The sequence below is a fragment of the Streptomyces longwoodensis genome (genome assembly GCF_001514125.1).
GTDB classification, from domain to species: Bacteria; Actinomycetota; Actinomycetes; order Streptomycetales; family Streptomycetaceae; genus Streptomyces; species Streptomyces longwoodensis.
This window is the reverse complement of the sequence record NZ_KQ948560.1, coordinates 1-17038: the sequence shown is the minus strand read 5'-3', so window position 1 is coordinate 17038 and position 17038 is coordinate 1. Positions and strand designations below refer to the sequence as shown.

Below are 17038 nucleotides of genomic sequence, written 5' to 3'. Positions count from 1 at the left end.
GATAGTGCACTGCGCCACTGACAGCGGCTTCAAACGCGGGAGGAGGAGTGTTCCTGGCGGGGCGCGGGCGGTGGTGGTCCGTGGGGGCCCGCCCGTGGCGCTCCCGGTCGGGGGCCCGCGCGGGGCCTACGCGGGGGCCATCAGCAGCGGCCGGGCCCGCTCCCGCAGCTCCACGACCCGCGGCTCGTCACCGTAGGGCTCCAGCCGGTGCAGGAGGTCCTTGACGTACTCGGTGGTGCGGGCGGAGGAGATCCGGCCGGCCACCTCCACGGCCCGCACCCCCTGCTCGCAGGCCGCGTCGAGGTTGCCGGACTCCAGTTCGGCCACCGCGGAGACGACCAGCCGCAGCCCGTGCGAGCGGACGAACTCCTCCGTCGGCTGCGACAGCGCCTGCTCGGTGAACCGCCGGACCTGGCGCGGTGCCTTCAGGTCGCGGTAGCACTCAGCGGCGTCGGCGGCGAAGCGGTCGTAGGAGTAGAAGCCGAGCCAGGACGGGTCGTTGTCGCCCTCCCGGGCGCGTTCCAGCCATCCCTCGGCGGACTTGAGCGCGGCGCCCGCCGCGTGGGCGTCCCCCGCACGCGCGTGGGCGCGCGCCTCGACGAGCCGGAAGAAGCTCATCGTGCGCGCCGTGGCCAGGCCCCGGTTGCGCTCCAGGGCGGCCTGCGCGAGGTCGACGCCCTCGTCCCCGAAGCCCCGGTAGGTGGCCTGGAGGGACATGGACGCGAGCACGTACCCCCCGAGGGGGACGTCGGCCGCGGCGCGGGCGAGCCGCAGCGCCTGGATGTAGTACCGCTGGGCGGCCTCCTGCTGGCCGGTGTCGAAGGCCATCCACCCGGCCAGCCGGGTCAGTTCGGCGCTCGCACCGAACAGCGCGCGGCCGACCTCGTCGGAGTAGGAGCCGAGCAGCAGGGGCGCCGCCTCCACCCGCAGGCACTCGGGCACCATGGACGAACGCCAGTCGCCGCCCCCGTACTTGGAGTCCCAGCGCCTGGCGTCCTCGGCGGCCTCCCGCAGCTTCTGCACGTCGCTGTGGCCGACTTTGAGCGGTGCGCCGGAGCCCTCCGAGGAGTACGCCTCGCGCGCGACCGAGCTGTCGGCCGGGGTTATCAGCCAGCGCGAGGCGGGCGTGGCGTAGGCGCTCACCGCGAACGAGCCCGCCAGCGACTGCCAGATGCCACCGGTCCCGGCGCGGCGGCCCGCGAGGTCCAGCCGGTACAGCTCGGTCGCCGACCGCACGGCCTGGCCGACGTCCCGGGGGAAGGCGAGGCCCACCTCCGGCGCCGGGTCGGCGTCGGCGAGGCCGATCTCGTGCAGCGGCACGGGCCGGCCGAGCTTCTGGCCGATCGCGGCCGCGATGAGGTGCGGCGCCGCTCCCTGCGGCACCATGCCCTTCGACACCCAGCGCGCCACCGACGTCTTGTCGTAGCGGAGCGTCAACCCGCGTTGCGCCCCGAGGTCGTTGACGCGTCGCGCCAGTCCGGCGTTGCTGATTCCCGCGAGGGCGAGAACGGCGCCGAGTTTGTCGTTCGGCCCGCGTTGCTCCCTGGACATTGCGCCACCCCTCGACACAGACGGCTGCCGCGATGGCATAACCACGCGGCATTCGTAAACCCAGCGTAGTTCGCCGCATCCCAAGGGTTAAGGGGCATTCTTCCGGATGGCGGGATTGTGGTCCGTACGTGAGGGCGGCGTTCCGTACGCACTGTTGCGGCGTGCTCCTGGTGTGTGGCCGTGCGCCCGTGCGTGCGCTCTTCTCCGGCCACTCCGGGAGCGGTTCCATGGCCGTGCGTGGGTCGGCCCGCTGTACTGGATCCAGTGGGCTGGGGGACACCGCCGCCTTCATCCCCGCGGGCGGCGGAGCGGTCCGGGAGGCGCTGCCCGTCTCCCGGGCCGACGCGCCGACGACGCGGCGCCGCTGTGCACGGAGCGTGTGCGAAGCTGCTCCAACATCCTTTGCGCGCACGGGATTTGGCCAAAAATCGCCCTCGGGTCCGCCGCTGCATCACGCCTCCCACCACGGAAATCGAGGGCGCACGGGGCGTTTTGGGGGAGCGCAACGGGGGCGCATTCACATCGCAGTGACGGAATCGCACGCGGGCGCCCGAGCCGGTGGGGGCGCCCGTGCGCCAGTGCGTTCCCCGGATCACAAGCCGTCCCGCCTTCGCTCCGCGGCGCGTTCTTCGTGGCAGCATGGTGAACCGTTCGTACGGTGCACTGGTTGTCCACAGTCCGTGGAGGCGTCGATGCGGTGGTTGGTGGGGTGGAGCAGTACCGCCGACGGCCGCGGCAGACCGGGCGCTTTCGGCGGGTACGACACCTACGGCGGCCCCGACGCGTACGCCGGCCACGGCGAGCGGGGCGGTGCGGTCGGCCCCGACGGCGAGACGATGCACCCCGTCGGCTCCCAGCTGCTGTGGGGCGACCCCGACCCGCTGTGGGCGGTCGGCGACTGGCGCCCCGACGAGGTGCGCGTGGTGCGCGCCGACGAGCGCACCCGGATCGCCGTCCTCGGCATGTGCGGCGCCTCCGACGAACAACTGCGCGTGGGCCTGCTCGCCGCGCGCGGGGGCGCACTGCGTCACCTGACGGCCTGGCCCGGCAGCTACACCGCCGTCGTGCAGGTCGGCCGCCGCATCACCGTCTGCGGCGACCTGGCCGGCGCCCGGCCGGTCTTCCACACCCCCTGGGCGGGCGGCACCGCCTACGCCACGGCCGCCCTGCCGCTGGCCGACCTCGTCGAGGCCAACCTCGACTACGGCCACCTCGCCGCACTGCTGGCCGCCCCCGACGTACCGGCCGCCCTGCTCGACTCCACCCCGTACGACGGCGTGCGGCGCATTCCGCCGGGGCACGCGCTGATCCTGCGCGCGGGGGCGCGCGAGATCGCCGGGTACGAGCCGGTCGCCTCCATCGCCGTCGCGGCGGCCCCCGTCGACCCCGACCGCGCGGTCGACGGCGTCCGCGACGCCCTCGTGGAAGCGGTACGCGCGCGTCTGTCCGCGCCGCGCCACGTCCCCGGCGCCGACATCGACCCCGGCCCGGTGCCCGGCATGGGACCGGCCGAGCGCAGGGCCGCCCGGGGCATGCCCGTCCCGGGCATCGGCGCCGACCTGTCCGGCGGCCCGGCCTCCGGCACCCTGGCCCTGCTGGCGGCGGGGCTGCCCGGGATGCCCGGCACGGTCCTCGGCCACGGCACCGGCGCCGGCGAGCGCCTCCTCGCGGTCACCTTCAACGACCTCGCCGTCGGCGGCCAGGAGGCCGAGCTCGAACGCGCCGGCGCCCTCGCGGCCAACCCGCGGCTGCACCACGTCGTCGTGACCGGCGCCGAGGACACCCTCCCGTACGCCGACCTCGACGGCCCGCTCACCGATGAACCCGGCCCCAGCCTGGTGACCACCGCCCGCCACCGCGCGCGGCTCGCCGCCGGCAGCGCCGACCACTTCACCGGCCACGGCGCCCGCCAGGTCCTCGACGCCCACCCGGCCCGTCTCGCCGACCTGCTGATGGACCGCAAGCGCCGCCACCTGGTGCGTCCCGTCGCCGCGCTGACCAAGGCGGACGGCTCGGTGTTCGTCCCCGCGCGCGTGTACGGCGCCGCCCGCCGGCTGGCCCGCACGCCGTACCGCACGGGCGTGGAGAGCCTCGCCGAGCGGCTGCGCGACCGGCGCTTCGACGACTACGGCAGCGCGGTCGGCGCCTCGCTGGCGGCGCTGGCCTGGGGCAGCCCCGGACCGGCCGCCCGTTGGCTGACGGGCGAGGCACTGGCCGAAGTATCGGTTCGCCTCCAGAGCGCGGCGACCCGCTCCGGGGGCGGCCCCGGCGAACGGCCCGGCGACCACCGCGCGCGGGCGGCCCTCGCCCGCACCGCCGGTGACCTGCGCGTGCTGGAACAGGCCGCCGAGATCCGCTTCCAGCGCCTGCACACGCCGTTCCTCGACAACCAGGTCGTGCGCGCGTGCCGCGCCCTGCCGGAGACCCTGCGCGTCCAGCCCGGCGCCCGCGCCGCGATCCTGCGGACCGTCCTCAAGGGCGCCGGGGTGGCCGACCTCCCGCCCGGCTGGGGCGCGCCCTCGCAGAGCACGGTCACCGCCGCCGCGCGCGCGGGGCTGCGCGTGGCGGCCGACTCCCTCCTCGGGCTCTTCGACACGCCGCTGCTCGCGGAGGCGGGCCTGGTGGAGGCGCGCGTGGTCCGCACGGCGGTGCGCAGCGCGGCGGCCGGTGAACCCCTGCCGCTCGACGGTCTGGCCGACCTCGTCTCCCTCGAACTGTGGCTGCGCCGCCTGCTGTCCCGGCGGGGCACCTGCTGGACGGGGACGCCGGCGCGGGCGCGGGCGGTGCCGGCGGGGATCGCGCCCCTGCGCAGTGCGTTGTCCTCTGGGGGTTGAGCGGGGGCGGGGCGCTGGGTGGGGGGTTCTTTTCGTCGCCGGGTGCGGGTGGGTGGGGGGTTTTGCGCAGTTCCCCGCGCCCCTATTGGGTTGGGGTGGCGGGGGTGCGGCTTTCGGGTGCGGGTGGGTGGGGGGTTTTGCGCAGTTCCCCGCGCCCCTCAGACAGCATGGGCGCCGGTGCTGTCGGACGGGGGTTCGAAAAGCTGGGTCCTGGGATCGGGGTGCGGGGAGAATGGGGGCCGTGCGGTACAGGATCCTGGGCGTCACCCAGACAGCGGACGACCAGGGCACAGCCCTACCCATCCCCGGCGCCCGCCTCCGCGCGCTGCTCACGGTCCTCGCCCTGCGGCCCGGCCGTACCGTCACCCCCGGGACCCTGATCGACGGGATCTGGTCCGACGACCCGCCGCAGGACGCCCACGCCGCCCTCCAGGCCCTGGTCGGCCGGCTGCGCCGGACCGTCGGCAAGGACGGGGTCGTCTCCGAGCCCGGCGGCTACCGCCTCACCGCGACCGAGGACGACGTGGACCTGTTCGTCTTCGAGCGCCTCGTCCGGGAGGGCACCCGGGCCCTCCGGCACGGTGACGCGCACACCGCCGCCCGCGCCCTCGACGACGCCCTCGCCCTGTGGCGCGGACCCGCCCTCGCCGACCTCCCCGACCGCACCCCGGCCGCCCGCCCGGACGCCCTGCGCCTGGAGGCCACCCGCGCCCGCGCCGAGGCCGACCTCCTCCTCGGCCGCGCCCGGGAGGCCGTACCGCGCCTGACGGAACTGACCGCCGCGCACCCGTACGACGAGCCGCTGCACGCCCTGCTCATCCGCGCCCTGCACGACACGGGCCGGGGCGCGGACGCCCTCGCCGCGTACGAGAGCGCCCGTCGGGCCCTGGCCGAGGGCCTGGGCGCCGACCCGGGACGTGAACTGCGGGCGCTGCACGCGGAGCTGCTCCAGCGGGCGGCCGGTGGCGAAGAGGGCACGGCCACCGGTCCCGCGGGCGGCGGGGAGCGGGCTGCCGACCCCGAGCCCGACCCCGACAGCGCCCCGGCCCCTGCTCCGGGGCCCCCGGCCCGCACCGGCAACCTCCGTCCGCGCCTCACCTCTTTCGTGGGCCGGGAACCGGAGATCGCGGCGATTCGTTCCGATGTGCACAGGGCCCGCCTGGTCACGCTCACCGGACCGGGCGGTTCGGGGAAGACCCGTCTCGCCGAGGAAGCCGCCGCCGGGCTCCCGCAGGCCTGGCTGGTCGAGCTGGCGCCGCTCGACCGGCCGGAGGCGGTGCCGGGCGCGGTGGTCAGCGCCCTCGGTCTGCGCGAGACCGTGCTGCTGACCTCCGAGCTGGCGGCCCCGCAGGACGACCCGGTCGCCCTGCTCGTCGAGTACTGCGCCCCGCGCAGCGAACTCCTGATCCTGGACAACTGCGAACACGTCATCGGCGCGGCCGCCGCCCTCGCCGAGACCCTGCTGACCCGCTGCCCGGGCCTCACGATCCTCGCCACCAGCCGTGAACCCCTGGGTGTCCCCGGCGAGTCGGTCCGCCCGGTCGAGCCCCTCCTCCCCGGCCCGGCGCACCGCCTCTTCCGGGAGCGCGCGGCCGCCGTGCGTCCCGACGCGGCCGACGCGCTGCGGGACGAGGCCGCGGTGGCCGAGATCTGCCGCCGCCTGGACGGGCTGCCGCTCGCCATCGAACTGGCGGCGGCCCGCCTGAGGCTGCTCACCCCCCGCCAGATCGCCGACCGCCTCGACGACCGCTTCCGTCTGCTCACCTCCGGCAGCCGCACGGTCCTGCCCCGCCAGCAGACCCTGCGCGCGGTCGTCGACTGGTCCTGGGACCTGCTCGACGAGCCGGAGCGGACCGTGCTGCGCGAGCTGTCCGTGTTCGCCGGCGGCTGGGACCTGGAGGCCGCCGAGGCGGTCTGCTCGGGGCCGGTCGCCGAGCTGGTCGGGGCGCTCGTCGACAAGTCCCTCGTCGTCGCGGCCCCGGACGCGCGCGGCGGCGGCATGCGCTACCGCATGCTGGAGACCATCCACGAGTACGCCGACGAGCGCGCCGCCGAGGTCCCCGCACTGCGCGCGCAGGCCGAGCGCCGCCACCGCGCGTGGGCCCGGTCGCTCGCCGAGCGGGCCGACCCCCTGCTGCGCTCGGCCGGGCAACTCCCGTGGATCGCCCGCCTGGAGACGGAGCTCGACAACATCCGGGCGGCGACCGACCGCGCCCTGGCGGCGGGCGCCGAGGAGGAGGCCGGCGCGCTCTGCCTGGCGATGGGCTGGTTCTGGTGGCTGCGCAACTACCGCCACGAGGGCGCCGACTGGGTCGACCGCACCCTCCGCCTGGGCGCGGCCCTCGACGCCCTGGGCGTCGACCCGTCATCTGGTCCAAGGGCCGGGTCGCGGGAGGTGGCGGAGCTGCCCGCGCTCGCGTCCGGCATCGACCCCGTGGACGCCTTCCTCGCCCACGCGGACGGCGAGGAGGGCCACCCGCGCCACGCCCAGCGGATGAACCTGCGGATGCTGCACGTGTTCCTGCTCTCCGAGGCGGGCGAGGAGGCCCTGTCGCGCGACCCGCGCCGGCAGCGTTTCGTCGGGCGCCTGCGGGCCTGGTTCGAGCGGGGCGGCCCCGACGCGGCCCGCATGCCCGGACTGGTCTGGCCGGTCACCCTCTTCCAGCACGGCGGCACCACCGACCTCGACCGCGCGGAGGTGCTGGGCATCCTCGACCAGGCGGTCGCCACCTGCCGCGCGCACGGCGGGGAATGGGAGCTGGCCTGCGCCCTGATGTTCCGCACGCACATGGTGGTCGACTCACCGGGCGGCCTGCTCGGCGTGGACGAGGACCTGGCCGAGCTGCGCGACCTCGCCCGCCGGGTAGGCGACCGCTGGGTGCGCGCCCAGGTGTCCAGCGCCGTCGGCGAGGCGGCCATGGCGCGCGGCCGGTCCGCCGAGGCGGAGAGCGCGTACCGCGAGGCCCTGCGGCTCGCCCACGAGGTCGGCGCCCACACCGAGACGCCGTTCCTGCTCGCCCGGCTGGCGGAGATCGCCTACCGCGCGGGCGACGTAGGTGCCGCGCGCACCTCGCTCGACGAGGCGAGCGAGTCCGCCGACCGCTACGGCGTGACCGACGCCCGGGCGTTCGTCCTGCTGCTGCGGGCCCACATCGCGCTCGACGAGGAGGACGCCGCCCGCGCGCGGGAGCTGTGCACCGAGGTGCGGCGGGTGTGCGGCGAGGGCACGCCGCCCCCGCAGTTCCTGGTGGCGCTGGACCTGGTCGACGCGCAGGTCACGGCCGCCGAGTCCGGGCCCGCCCGCGGCCTGCCGATCCTCGCCGGGACCCTGCGCCGGGCGGTCGCCGACCACTGCTCGGAGGCGGTCACCGCGGCGGTCGTGGACACCGCGGCGGAGCTCTTGGCCGACGTGGGCGACCTGGCGCGCGCGGCCCGGCTGACGGCGGCCGCCGACCGGCTGCGCGGCGGCCACCCGCGCCCCTCGCCCGAGCGCGCCCGCGCCGAGCGCACGGTGCGGGCCGCCCGCGAGGGCCTGGGGGAGCGGGCCTACGCGGCCGAGCGCGCCCGCGGGACGGCCCTCGCCCCGGCGGACACCCTGCGCCTGCTGGAGGAGGCGGCCGAACGGCACACCTCCGGCGCCCGGGTCAGGAGCAGCTGAACGCCGAGTCGGCCCAGTCCGCGAGCGCCACGGTGTCGAAGGGGCTGTGCGGTTCGACGACCAGGCGCACGATCCGGTGGCCGGTGAGGTCCACGTGCACGGGCACGGCCGGGTCGCCGCCCTTGATCCGCCCGGAGCGCCACAGCCGGACGCCGTCGGCGTAGACGGAGAAGTAGACGTGGCCGAGCTTCAGCGTCAGGTCGTCCACGCCGACCACGGCGTCGTAGGAGGCGCAGGCCCGGTTGAGGTCGACGGTGACGGAGGAGTCGCCGTGGACGGTCGCCCCGCGCGCGTAGTGCCGGTCGGCGATGGACAGCCCGGAGCGCTGCCACACCCAGCTGCTGCCGGCGAGGCGGATCTCGGGGCGGGTGCCGTCGCCGGTCACGTCGAAGGCCAGCTCGTCCAGCCGGTAGACGGCCGGGACCGGCGGCGGGGGCGGTGGGGGAGCGGGCGTGGGCGTGGCCGAAGGCGTCGGCGCGGCTGGTGTCGGGGCCGGTGTCGGCGTGGGAGTGGGAGTGGACGTCCGGGCGGGCGTCGGCGTCGGGCGCGGGCTGGTCCCCAGGTCGGGTGTGACGGCCGGGGCGGGCATCGGGGTGCGCCCGGGTGCCGGGACGGTCACCGGCTCGGCCGGCTTCTCCGGGGGCATGGGCGCCGGTGCGGTCGGGGCCGGGGCGACCGCGGGGGCGGAGGCGCGCGGCTCGGCCTGGGGCTGCGGCGGCGGTGACGCGTCGTGGCCGACCAGGGCGAGGGCCACCACCGCGGCCGCCACGGCCACCACCCCGGCGGCGATGCCCGCCTTCACCGGCGCGCCCAGCCCCTCGGAGGCCGCCGCCCCGCCCGCGCCCGCACCGGAGGAACCGCCGCCCGCCGCGGCGGCACCCGCAGCACCCGCCGCTCCGGCACCGGCGCCGCCCGCGATGAGCCCGAGGGCCTTGGCGTACCCGGCGGCGCCGAACCAGCCGATGACCGCGACCGGCACGACCGCGGGGATGCTGCCGGCGACCTCCTCGACCTGCGCGGCCGCGAGCCGGCACCGGGCACACTCCTCCAGGTGCTTGCGCAGGCCCCGTTCGGCGCGGACGCGGAGCCGGCGGCGGGCGTAGGTGCCGAGCTGGTCGGCGTAGCGGGCGCACTCCTCGTCGCTGGTGAGGGTGGTGCTGACGTGGGCCTGGAGGTAGGCCTGCTTCAGGCCCTCGCGGGCGCGGCTGGCCAGCACGCGCGTGCCGTTGGCGTCGAGGCCGAACAGCACGGCCACCTCGCTCGGCGACTCGTCCTCGACCTCGGTGTGCCACAGCACGGCCTGCCAGCGCTCGGGCAGCGACCGGAACGCGCGCATGGCCAGCGACTGCTCGGCCTCGTGCATCGCGCGCACGTCGGCGCCCAGTTCCAGCGTGTCGTCGTCGGCGACCGAGGAGGACCGGGAGGCCTGCGCGGCGAACACCGCGAAGTCGTCGACCAGGTGCTCCCGCTTCGCGGTCCGGGTCCAGTGGGCGGCGACGCGCCGGACGGAGGTGAGCAGGTAGGCGCGGACGGCGTGTTCGGGCCCGGAGCCGCCGCGCACGGCCTGGAGCATGCGGGCGAACACCTCGGCCGTGAGGTCGTCGGCGGTGTGGCCGTCCCGGCAGCAGGTGCGGGCGTAGCGGCGCACGGCGTCGGCGTGGCGCCGGTACAGCTCCTCGTAGGCGCTGTCGTCGCCGGAGCGCATGCGGTCGATCAGCTCGGCGTCGGACGGGGGCACGTCGTGCGGGAGCCCGCCGTGCGGCGACGGCAGCACGTCGTCCCCGTGCCGCCCGCGCCACTCGCGCTGCGCCGGCACGCTGTGGTCGGAGGCTCCGGCGTCCGGGGGGCCTCCCTGGGCGGGGACACCCTCGTGGGACGCGGTCGGGCGGCCGCCCTGGCCCGGCACCTGGGGCGGCCGGCGGCCGGCCTCCGCGTCGCCGTCGCCGAGTGACTCGTCCCGCCCGTCAACGCTCATCGCGCAACGCCCCCGCCGCCTGCCCTGCCGGTCCTGACCACCGGGTCAGCGTGCCATACGGCCCTTGGGGCAGCGCCCCGTCGTCACACCCATCCACTCGTCCGAGCGGACTTGTCACATCCCTGTACTGTTCCCCACTCGAACGGGGAAGGTTGAACTGCCGCCCGCCGGGCAGCAGTTGCCCCCTTCGTCCGGGATGTGTCGAGTGTCCCGAGCGGGCCGGGCGGCGGCCGGGGCGCAGCTCAGGCACCCGCGTCCGCCGCCCGGCCACGACCGCACCGGGTTTTCTCGATCACACGGACGGCCGCGAGCGCAGCCCCTCCAGCAGGATGTCCAGCAGCCGCGCCGAGGCCGCCGCCTGCTGCGCCGCGTCCGGCAGCGAGGGCGCGGCCGTCGCGATCACCAGCAGGACGTCCGACACCGACACGTCCGGCCTCAGCTCGCCCGCCGCGCGCGCCCGGTCGACCAGCTGGCCCACGACCTCGAGCAGCGCCGCCGCTCCCGCGTCGTCGTCCGCCCCGGCCGACGCGCCCGCCGCGACCGACGTGCCCGGCTCGGTCAGCAGGCGCAGCTCGCCGCCGCCGGGCTGGGTCCGCTGGTGCGGCACGCGCGCCCCGTCGACCGCCGCGTCCTCGTCCGCGACGCCGACGCGCAGCACCTGCGGCGGCAGCAGCCGCCCGGCACCGGACGCCACCGACGTGCGCAGGAAGCGCGACAGGGCCGACCACGGCTCGTCCTCCTGGCCGAGCGCCGCCCGCGCCTGGTCGGTCAGCCGCGAGGTCTCCTCCTCGGCTATCCGCCGCACCAGCACGTCCTTGCTCGGGAAGCGCCGGTACACCGTGCCGACACCCACCCGCGCGCGTCGCGCCACGTCCTCCATCGGCGCGCCGTAGCCCAGTTCGCCGAACACCTCACGCGCCGCGCGCAGCACGTGCTCCAGATTGCGCTGCGCGTCCACGCGCAGCGGCGTCGTCCGCGACACCTCCCGTCCGCCGCCCACGGCCGCGCTCAGCGTCCCGCCGGGTGCGAGGGCGGACGCCGATGACGCCGTTGACCAATGAGAGTCCTGAATGTGCATGCGTATCCCCCGGTGATGACGTCTCCCCCCGGAGACTCCCCGCCTGAAAAGGGGCGCGTGGACCGGGCTCGTGCCGTGGCCCGCCCGTCGCGGATCGTGGTACGCCCCCTACACCCCGTGGAGACGAACATAGTTGAGAGGGCGTCAATTCAGAAGGGGGAGGTTCCGCACGGAGCGCCCCCCGATCGGAGTACGCGTCGTATACGCCCCGATTGCATCTCTTGGAGCGTCCCCGTCCACACCTCCTGACCTGCGCACCGGTCGGGCCGGCCGGCGGTCGGTGCGGCCCGCGCCGGGTCCGGCCCGCGGTCACACAATGTGCCGGGGCTGTGGACAAACTCCGGAGACGGGTGCGTCATGGGATGGTGAAGGAACGTGCGCGCATTCTCGTTGTCGGTGGCGGCTACGTCGGGATGTACACGGCCCTGCGGCTCCAGCAGAAGCTGAAACACGAGCTGGGGCGCGGCGAGGCCGAGATCACGGTCGTCACGCCCGACCCCTACATGACCTACCAGCCGTTCCTGCCCGAGGCGGCCGCCGGCGCCATCTCCCCGCGGCACGTCGTGGTGCCGCTGCGCCGCGTCCTGCCGCACTGCCGGGTGCTCATCGGCGAGATCACCGCCGTCGACCACGCCAAGCGCACCGCCACCCTCGCCACCCCGGCGACCGAGGAGGAGGGCACCGGCCCGCGGCAGCTGCCGTACGACGAACTCGTCCTCGCGCCCGGTTCGGTCTCCCGCACGCTGCCCATCCCCGGCCTCGCCGAGTACGGCATCGGCTTCAAGACCGTCGAGGAGGCCATCGGCCTGCGCAACCACGTCATCGAGCAGATGGACATCGCCTCCTCCACGCGCGACCCCGCCCTCCGCGACGCGGCCCTGACCTTCGTGTTCGTCGGCGGCGGCTTCGCGGGCGTGGAAGCCCTCGGCGAGCTGGAGGACATGGCCCGCTACACCACGCGCTACTACCACAACGTCAAGCCCGGGGACATGAAGTGGATCCTCGTGGAGGCGTCCGGCCGGATCCTGCCCGAGGTCGGCGAGGAGATGGGCCGCTACACGGTCAGCGAACTGCGCCGCCGCAACATCGACGTCCGCCTGGAGACCCGGCTGGAGTCCTGCGCCGACCGCGTCGCCGTCCTCAGCGACGGCTCCCGCTTCCCGACCCGTACGGTCGTGTGGACCGCCGGTGTCAAACCGCACCCCCTGCTCGCCGCCACCGACCTGCCGCTGACCGCGCGCGGCCGGCTGAGGTGCACCCCCCAACTGGCCGTCGAGGGCGCACCGCACGCGTGGGCGGCCGGCGACGCCGCCGCCGTCCCCGACGTCACCGCCGGACCCGGCCAGGAGACCGCGCCCAACGCCCAGCACGCCGTCCGCCAGGCCGGCCTGCTCGCCGACAACATCGCGCACTCCCTGCGCGGCGAGCCCCTGGAGACGTACGCCCACGCCTACGTCGGCTCCGTCGCCTCCCTCGGCCTCCACAAGGGCGTCGCCCACGTGTACGGCCGCAGGCTCAAGGGCTACCCGGCGTGGTTCATGCACCGCGCCTACCACCTCAGCCGCGTGCCCACCTTCAACCGCAAGGCACGCGTGCTCGCCGAGTGGACCCTGTCCGGGCTCTTCAAGCGGGAGATCGTCTCCCTCGGCTCCCTCGAACATCCGCGCGCGGAGTTCGAACTGGCCGCCGGTGGAAAGCCTTCCGGCGACGGAACGGGCCACACCGACGGGAAACGGGCCCAGGACCCGCGCCGCCAGGAGGGCGGCGACGACCCGTTGGGGTAGTCCTGTCCGCGTCCAGGAACTCCACCGGCCGCCCAGGCGTCCGACGATTGTCGGCCCGGACGGCCACCCTGCCAGACTGCTCCCCGAGCCCGGCGGGCCACCGCCCGCCCCGCGACCCACGAGGCTGTTCCCAAGTGCTGCATTCCCCGGGCGCTGCGACAGGTGCTGCGACAATGTGCGCGCCCGCCGCACGGCCCGGAGCCCAGGCCGGGCCAGGAGCCGGCCGACGACGACGACACGAGGCAAGGATTCGTGAACTTCACGCGCTGGAGCGCCCGGCTCCCCGGAACGCAGCGCCGCGCCGCCGCGCGGGCCGAGCACCCGGTCACCCTCACCACGGACCGGCGGAGCGACACCTCGGTACCGGCGGCCCGCGCCGAGCACCTCACCGACGACACGCCCCACGCCCCGGCCGTCGACGACCTGCCGGTCCGCGAGGTCCTGGACCGCGTCCCGGCCCTCGTCGCCCTGACGCACGGCCCCGACCACCGCCTCGCCTACGTCAACGACGCCTACGCGGCCGCCTTCGGCCCGCGCCCGCCCGGCGCCCCCGCCGCCGAGGCCCTGCCCGAGCTGCGCGACCTCGGCCTGCTGCCCCTGCTGGACCAGGCCCTGCGCAGCGGCAAGCCCCGCACGCTCAAGTCCCGCAAGGCCCCCGACGGCCGCTCCTACACGTTCACCTGCACGCCCGTCGCCGACGGCGGCGACAGCGCCGTTCTGGTGTTCGCCACCGACGTCACCGACCACGCCGAGGCCGCCGAGCGCCTGCGCGCGAGCGAGCGCCGCCAGCGCGAGACGGCCGTCACCCTCCAGCGCTCCCTGCTGCCCCAGGAACTCGAACAGCCGGACGACCTGCGCATCGCCGCCACCTACCAGCCCGGCGGCACCGAGGCCGCGGTCGGCGGCGACTGGTACGACGTGATCACCCTCGGCGGCGGCCGCACCGCCCTCGTCATCGGCGACGTCATGGGCCGCGGCGTGCGCGCCGCCGCCGTCATGGGCCAGCTCCGGACCGCCGTGCGCGCCTACGCCCGCCTCGACCTGCCCCCGCACGAGGTGCTCCAGCTCCTCGACGGCCTCGCCACCGAGATCGACGCCAACCAGATCGCCACGTGCGTGTACGCCATCCACGACCCCAACGAGGGCCGGCTGGTGTACGCCTCCGCGGGCCACCTGCCGATCCTGGTCCGCGACGAGAACGGCACCGTCCAGCGCGCCGACGAGCCCACCGGCCCGCCGCTCGGCACCGGCGGCTGGATGCACGCCTCCGGCTCGGTCGCCCTCGGCCCGGGCGCCACGGCCGTCCTCTACACCGACGGCCTGGTCGAACGCAGGAACGAGGACCTGGACGAGGGCATCGCCGCCCTGGAGCGCGCCCTGTCCGGCGCCACCGGCACCCCCCAGGTCGTCTGCGACCGCTTGGTCCGCTCGGCCGGCGTGACCGCCGACCACGACGACGACGTCGCCGTCCTGGTCCTCCAGCACCCGCACCGCACGGGCAGCGACGGCGAGCTGTTCCGCAACGCCGCGCTGGAGCTCCTCGGCGGCATCGAGGCGGCCCCCCGCGCGCGTGCCTTCGCCTCCGGCGTCCTCACCAGCTGGCGCTTCCCGACCGACCTGCACGACCTGGGCGTCCTCGCGGCCAGCGAGCTCGTCGCCAACTCCCTCCAGCACGGCACCCCGCCCATGCGCCTGCGCCTGCGCCGCACCGACCGCCGCCTGATCATCGAGGTCACCGACGGGGACGACCACCTGCCCAGGCGCCGCCGCGCCGAACCCGGTGACGAGTCCGGCCGCGGCATCGCGATCGTCGCGACGATCGCCTCCAGCTGGGGGAGCAGACGCACCCCGGGCGGAGGCAAGGCCGTCTGGTGCGAGTTCGCCCTGCCCAAGGGCTGAGCGGAGGGGTACGCGCGCGGGGTCAGGCCTCCGCGGACACGGACGTCGTCGCCGTACCGCCGCGGGCCACCACCCGGTTGCGCAGCACCCACGGCTGGTCCTGCGCGGGCGTCAGGTGCGAGCCGAGCCGCAGCGCCAGCGCCGTGATGCCCAGCGAGAACAGCAGGAACGTCACCACGTACGGCGCGTGCAGCGACGCGCCCATGGGACCGCCGACCGCCGGACCGATGGCCAGCGCCAGCTGCTTGACCAGCGCGAACGCCGAGTTGTACTGCCCGGCCAGACCCGTGGGCGCCAGGTCCGCGACCAACGGCGCCACGGTCGGCGACAGCATCGCCTCACCCAGCCCGAACAGCGCGTACGTCGACACGAAGGCGGCCGTCGCCATCTCCTGGCTGCCCTGCCCCAGGCCGGCGTACCCGGCGGCGACCCACGCCACGGCCCAGATCAGCCCCACGGCGGCGATCACCCGTGACCGCCGCCGGCGCTCCACGAACCGCAGCACGGCGAACTGCGCCACGACGATCATCAGCGTGTTCGCCGCCAGCGCCGTTCCCAGCGCGGACGTCGAGATCCCCGCGGCCTCCACGCCGTACGCGCTCAGCCCCGACTCGAACTGGCCGTAGCAGGCGAAGAACAGCACGAAGCCCAGCACGGACAGCTGCACCATGGCGCGGTTGCCCAGCAGCTGCTTCCAGCTCCCCCGCGCGGAGCGCGGCGCGTCCTCGACGTGCGGCACGTGCGGCATCCGCACCGTCGCCATCACCACGACGAGCAGCAGGAACATCGCCGCCTCGATCGCGAACAGCAGCGTGAAGGAGGACACACGCGTGGTGTCGACGAGGTGCCCGCCGATGAGGCCACCGACGCCCAGCCCGAGGTTCTGCAGGAAGAACTGCGTGGCGAACGCCCGCGACCGCGTCTCCGACGGGGAGCAGTCCACGATCATCGTGGCGAGCGCCGGCTGCATCACGGCCTGCCCCGCACCGAGCGCGGCCGCCGAGGCCAGGACGCTGGCGGCGCTGCCGGCCAGCCCCAGGCTCAGCGCGCCCAGGGCGGCGGTGACCAGGGCGGCGAGCAGCACCGGAAGCGGGCCGCGCCGCACGATCGCCCGACCGGCGAACGGCAGCACGATCAACGCGGCCACGGCGAACACGGCGAGGACGAGCCCCGCCGTCATGGCACCGAGCCCCCGCACCTGCGCCACGTAGACGTACAGGTAGGGGACGGTGAAGCCGAGCCCGAACGCGCTGAGTGCGTTGCCCACGTGGATCCGGCGCATCGCTGCGCCCATGCCCCTGGTCACGTTCACCTCTTCCACTAGTTAGGTCTGAAGACTTCAAAGCTAAAGTTCGAAGCTAAAGACTACATAGCGAAGGACTTCAAAGCAAAGAGACCCCGTGGGATACTGCGCCCATGGCCGACACCCCCGGGGTCACGGAGCCGACCCTCGAAGAGCAGATCGCCGCCTACCAGCGCGAGTTCCAGGACCTCGACCCCCAGGTCGAGAAGATCGTGTCGGCCCTCTCCCGGCTCAACCGCCGCATGAACGTCGCCTACGGCCGCCAGACCGCCGCCCTAGGCATCAGCAACGCCGACTGGGAGGTCCTCAAGGCCCTCGTCCTGTCCGGCGCCCCCTACCGGATGGGTCCCAGCGACCTCGCCAAGCGCCTCGGCCTGACGCCGGCCGCGATGACCCACCGGATCGACCGCATGGTCACCGAAGGACTGGTGACCCGGGAACGGGACGAGGCGAACCGGGTCCGGGTCATCGTCGAGCTCACGACCGACGGCCGCGAGAAGTGGCTGGAGGCCATGCGCCTGGCGACGGTCTTCGAGGAGGACCTGCTCCAGGACCTCTCGGCGGACGAGCGCACGGCCCTGGGCGAGGTCCTGACCCGGCTCCTGCGCCGGGTGGAGCACGCCCAGCCGGACGCAGGCGGCCGCCTCACCGACCTGGAGTAAAAGATCTTGACAGGGGGTGCTTGACACTCACCTGGTGGATCCGTAGAGTTCTTCGGGTTGCCGCGGAGCCGTAACGGTTCCCGGGCAGCACCTCAGCCGCAGCAGCGGCAGAACCTCACACCACAGCAAGATCTCTCCCAGCGGGATTGAATTCGGCGTGCCCGAATTGAATTCGAATGGGAGCCCGGCAGCTCGATTAGCGCTCGCCGGGAAGGATCCGCTAAGGTTTGAGACGTCGGAACGGCCCAACAGCCACGAAGACAACCCCCTCTGACTGGGAATCAGGCGCCGAAA

Annotated in this window: 9 protein-coding genes; 5 read left to right on the top strand and 4 right to left on the bottom strand. The window is 75.3% G+C overall.

The annotated features are described in order from the left end of the window. Positions 1-126: 126 nt before the first annotated feature. Entirely contained in the window at positions 127-1551 is a 1425-nt protein-coding gene (locus AQJ30_RS27340; RefSeq protein ID WP_067239319.1) for an NsdA family TPR-like regulatory protein, read from the bottom strand. A gap of 692 nt (positions 1552-2243) precedes the next feature. Here AQJ30_RS27340 and AQJ30_RS27335 point away from each other — a divergent pair. Both AQJ30_RS27335 and AQJ30_RS27330 read left to right on the top strand, forming a co-directional pair. After that, positions 2244-4385 carry an asparagine synthase-related protein gene (locus tag AQJ30_RS27335; protein WP_067239317.1) on the top strand — a complete coding sequence of 714 codons (2142 nt, stop codon included), beginning with the start codon at positions 2244-2246 and terminating at the stop codon, positions 4383-4385. Between the two features lie 241 nt (positions 4386-4626). Then, positions 4627-8043, top strand: coding sequence for a BTAD domain-containing putative transcriptional regulator (locus AQJ30_RS27330; protein ID WP_211279121.1), 3417 nt, complete (start codon positions 4627-4629; stop codon positions 8041-8043). Here AQJ30_RS27330 and AQJ30_RS27325 read toward each other — a convergent pair. Together AQJ30_RS27325 and AQJ30_RS27320 are read right to left on the bottom strand one after the other, a co-directional pair. Further along, on the bottom strand, positions 8030-10018 hold the full coding sequence (locus AQJ30_RS27325; protein ID WP_067239314.1) for a sigma-70 family RNA polymerase sigma factor: 1989 nt from the start codon (positions 10016-10018) through the stop codon (positions 8030-8032). The two genes, AQJ30_RS27330 and AQJ30_RS27325, sit on opposite strands and share 14 nt — an antisense overlap. Positions 10019-10310: 292 nt before the next feature. Further along, positions 10311-11096: a TetR/AcrR family transcriptional regulator gene (locus tag AQJ30_RS27320; protein WP_067239312.1), complete on the bottom strand. Its 786-nt coding sequence runs from the start codon at positions 11094-11096 to the stop codon at positions 10311-10313. A gap of 362 nt (positions 11097-11458) precedes the next feature. Between AQJ30_RS27320 and AQJ30_RS27315 the strand changes: the two genes are divergently transcribed. Then, positions 11459-12880, top strand: coding sequence for an NAD(P)/FAD-dependent oxidoreductase (locus AQJ30_RS27315; RefSeq protein WP_079084332.1), 1422 nt, complete (start codon positions 11459-11461; stop codon positions 12878-12880). Between the two features lie 252 nt (positions 12881-13132). Further along, a complete protein-coding gene (locus AQJ30_RS27310) occupies positions 13133-14779 on the top strand; it encodes an ATP-binding SpoIIE family protein phosphatase (RefSeq protein ID WP_067239310.1) in 1647 nt (548 codons plus the stop codon). A 22-nt stretch (positions 14780-14801) separates the two neighbouring features. Here AQJ30_RS27310 and AQJ30_RS27305 read toward each other — a convergent pair whose 3' ends face one another. Beyond that, positions 14802-16061 carry an MFS transporter gene (locus AQJ30_RS27305; protein WP_211279126.1) on the bottom strand — a complete coding sequence of 420 codons (1260 nt, stop codon included), beginning with the start codon at positions 16059-16061 and terminating at the stop codon, positions 14802-14804. A 134-nt stretch (positions 16062-16195) separates the two neighbouring features. Here AQJ30_RS27305 and AQJ30_RS27300 point away from each other — a divergent pair, with 134 nt between their 5' ends. Beyond that, positions 16196-16744: a MarR family winged helix-turn-helix transcriptional regulator gene (locus AQJ30_RS27300; protein WP_067239307.1), complete on the top strand. Its 549-nt coding sequence runs from the start codon at positions 16196-16198 to the stop codon at positions 16742-16744. Positions 16745-17038: the final 294 nt, after the last annotated feature.

Bases quoted from the DNA above. Each gene is read 5' to 3' on its own strand.
- AQJ30_RS27300 (WP_067239307.1), top strand. From the start codon at position 16,196: ATGGCCGACACCCCCGGGGTCACGGAGCCGACCCTCGAAGAGCAGATC.
- AQJ30_RS27340 (WP_067239319.1), bottom strand. From the start codon at position 1,551: ATGTCCAGGGAGCAACGCGGGCCGAACGACAAACTCGGCGCCGTTCTC.
- AQJ30_RS27325 (WP_067239314.1), bottom strand. From the start codon at position 10,018: ATGAGCGTTGACGGGCGGGACGAGTCACTCGGCGACGGCGACGCGGAG.
- AQJ30_RS27335 (WP_067239317.1), top strand. From the start codon at position 2,244: ATGCGGTGGTTGGTGGGGTGGAGCAGTACCGCCGACGGCCGCGGCAGA.
- AQJ30_RS27320 (WP_067239312.1), bottom strand. From the start codon at position 11,096: ATGCACATTCAGGACTCTCATTGGTCAACGGCGTCATCGGCGTCCGCC.
- AQJ30_RS27315 (WP_079084332.1), top strand. From the start codon at position 11,459: ATGGTGAAGGAACGTGCGCGCATTCTCGTTGTCGGTGGCGGCTACGTC.
- AQJ30_RS27305 (WP_211279126.1), bottom strand. From the start codon at position 16,061: ATGCGCCGGATCCACGTGGGCAACGCACTCAGCGCGTTCGGGCTCGGC.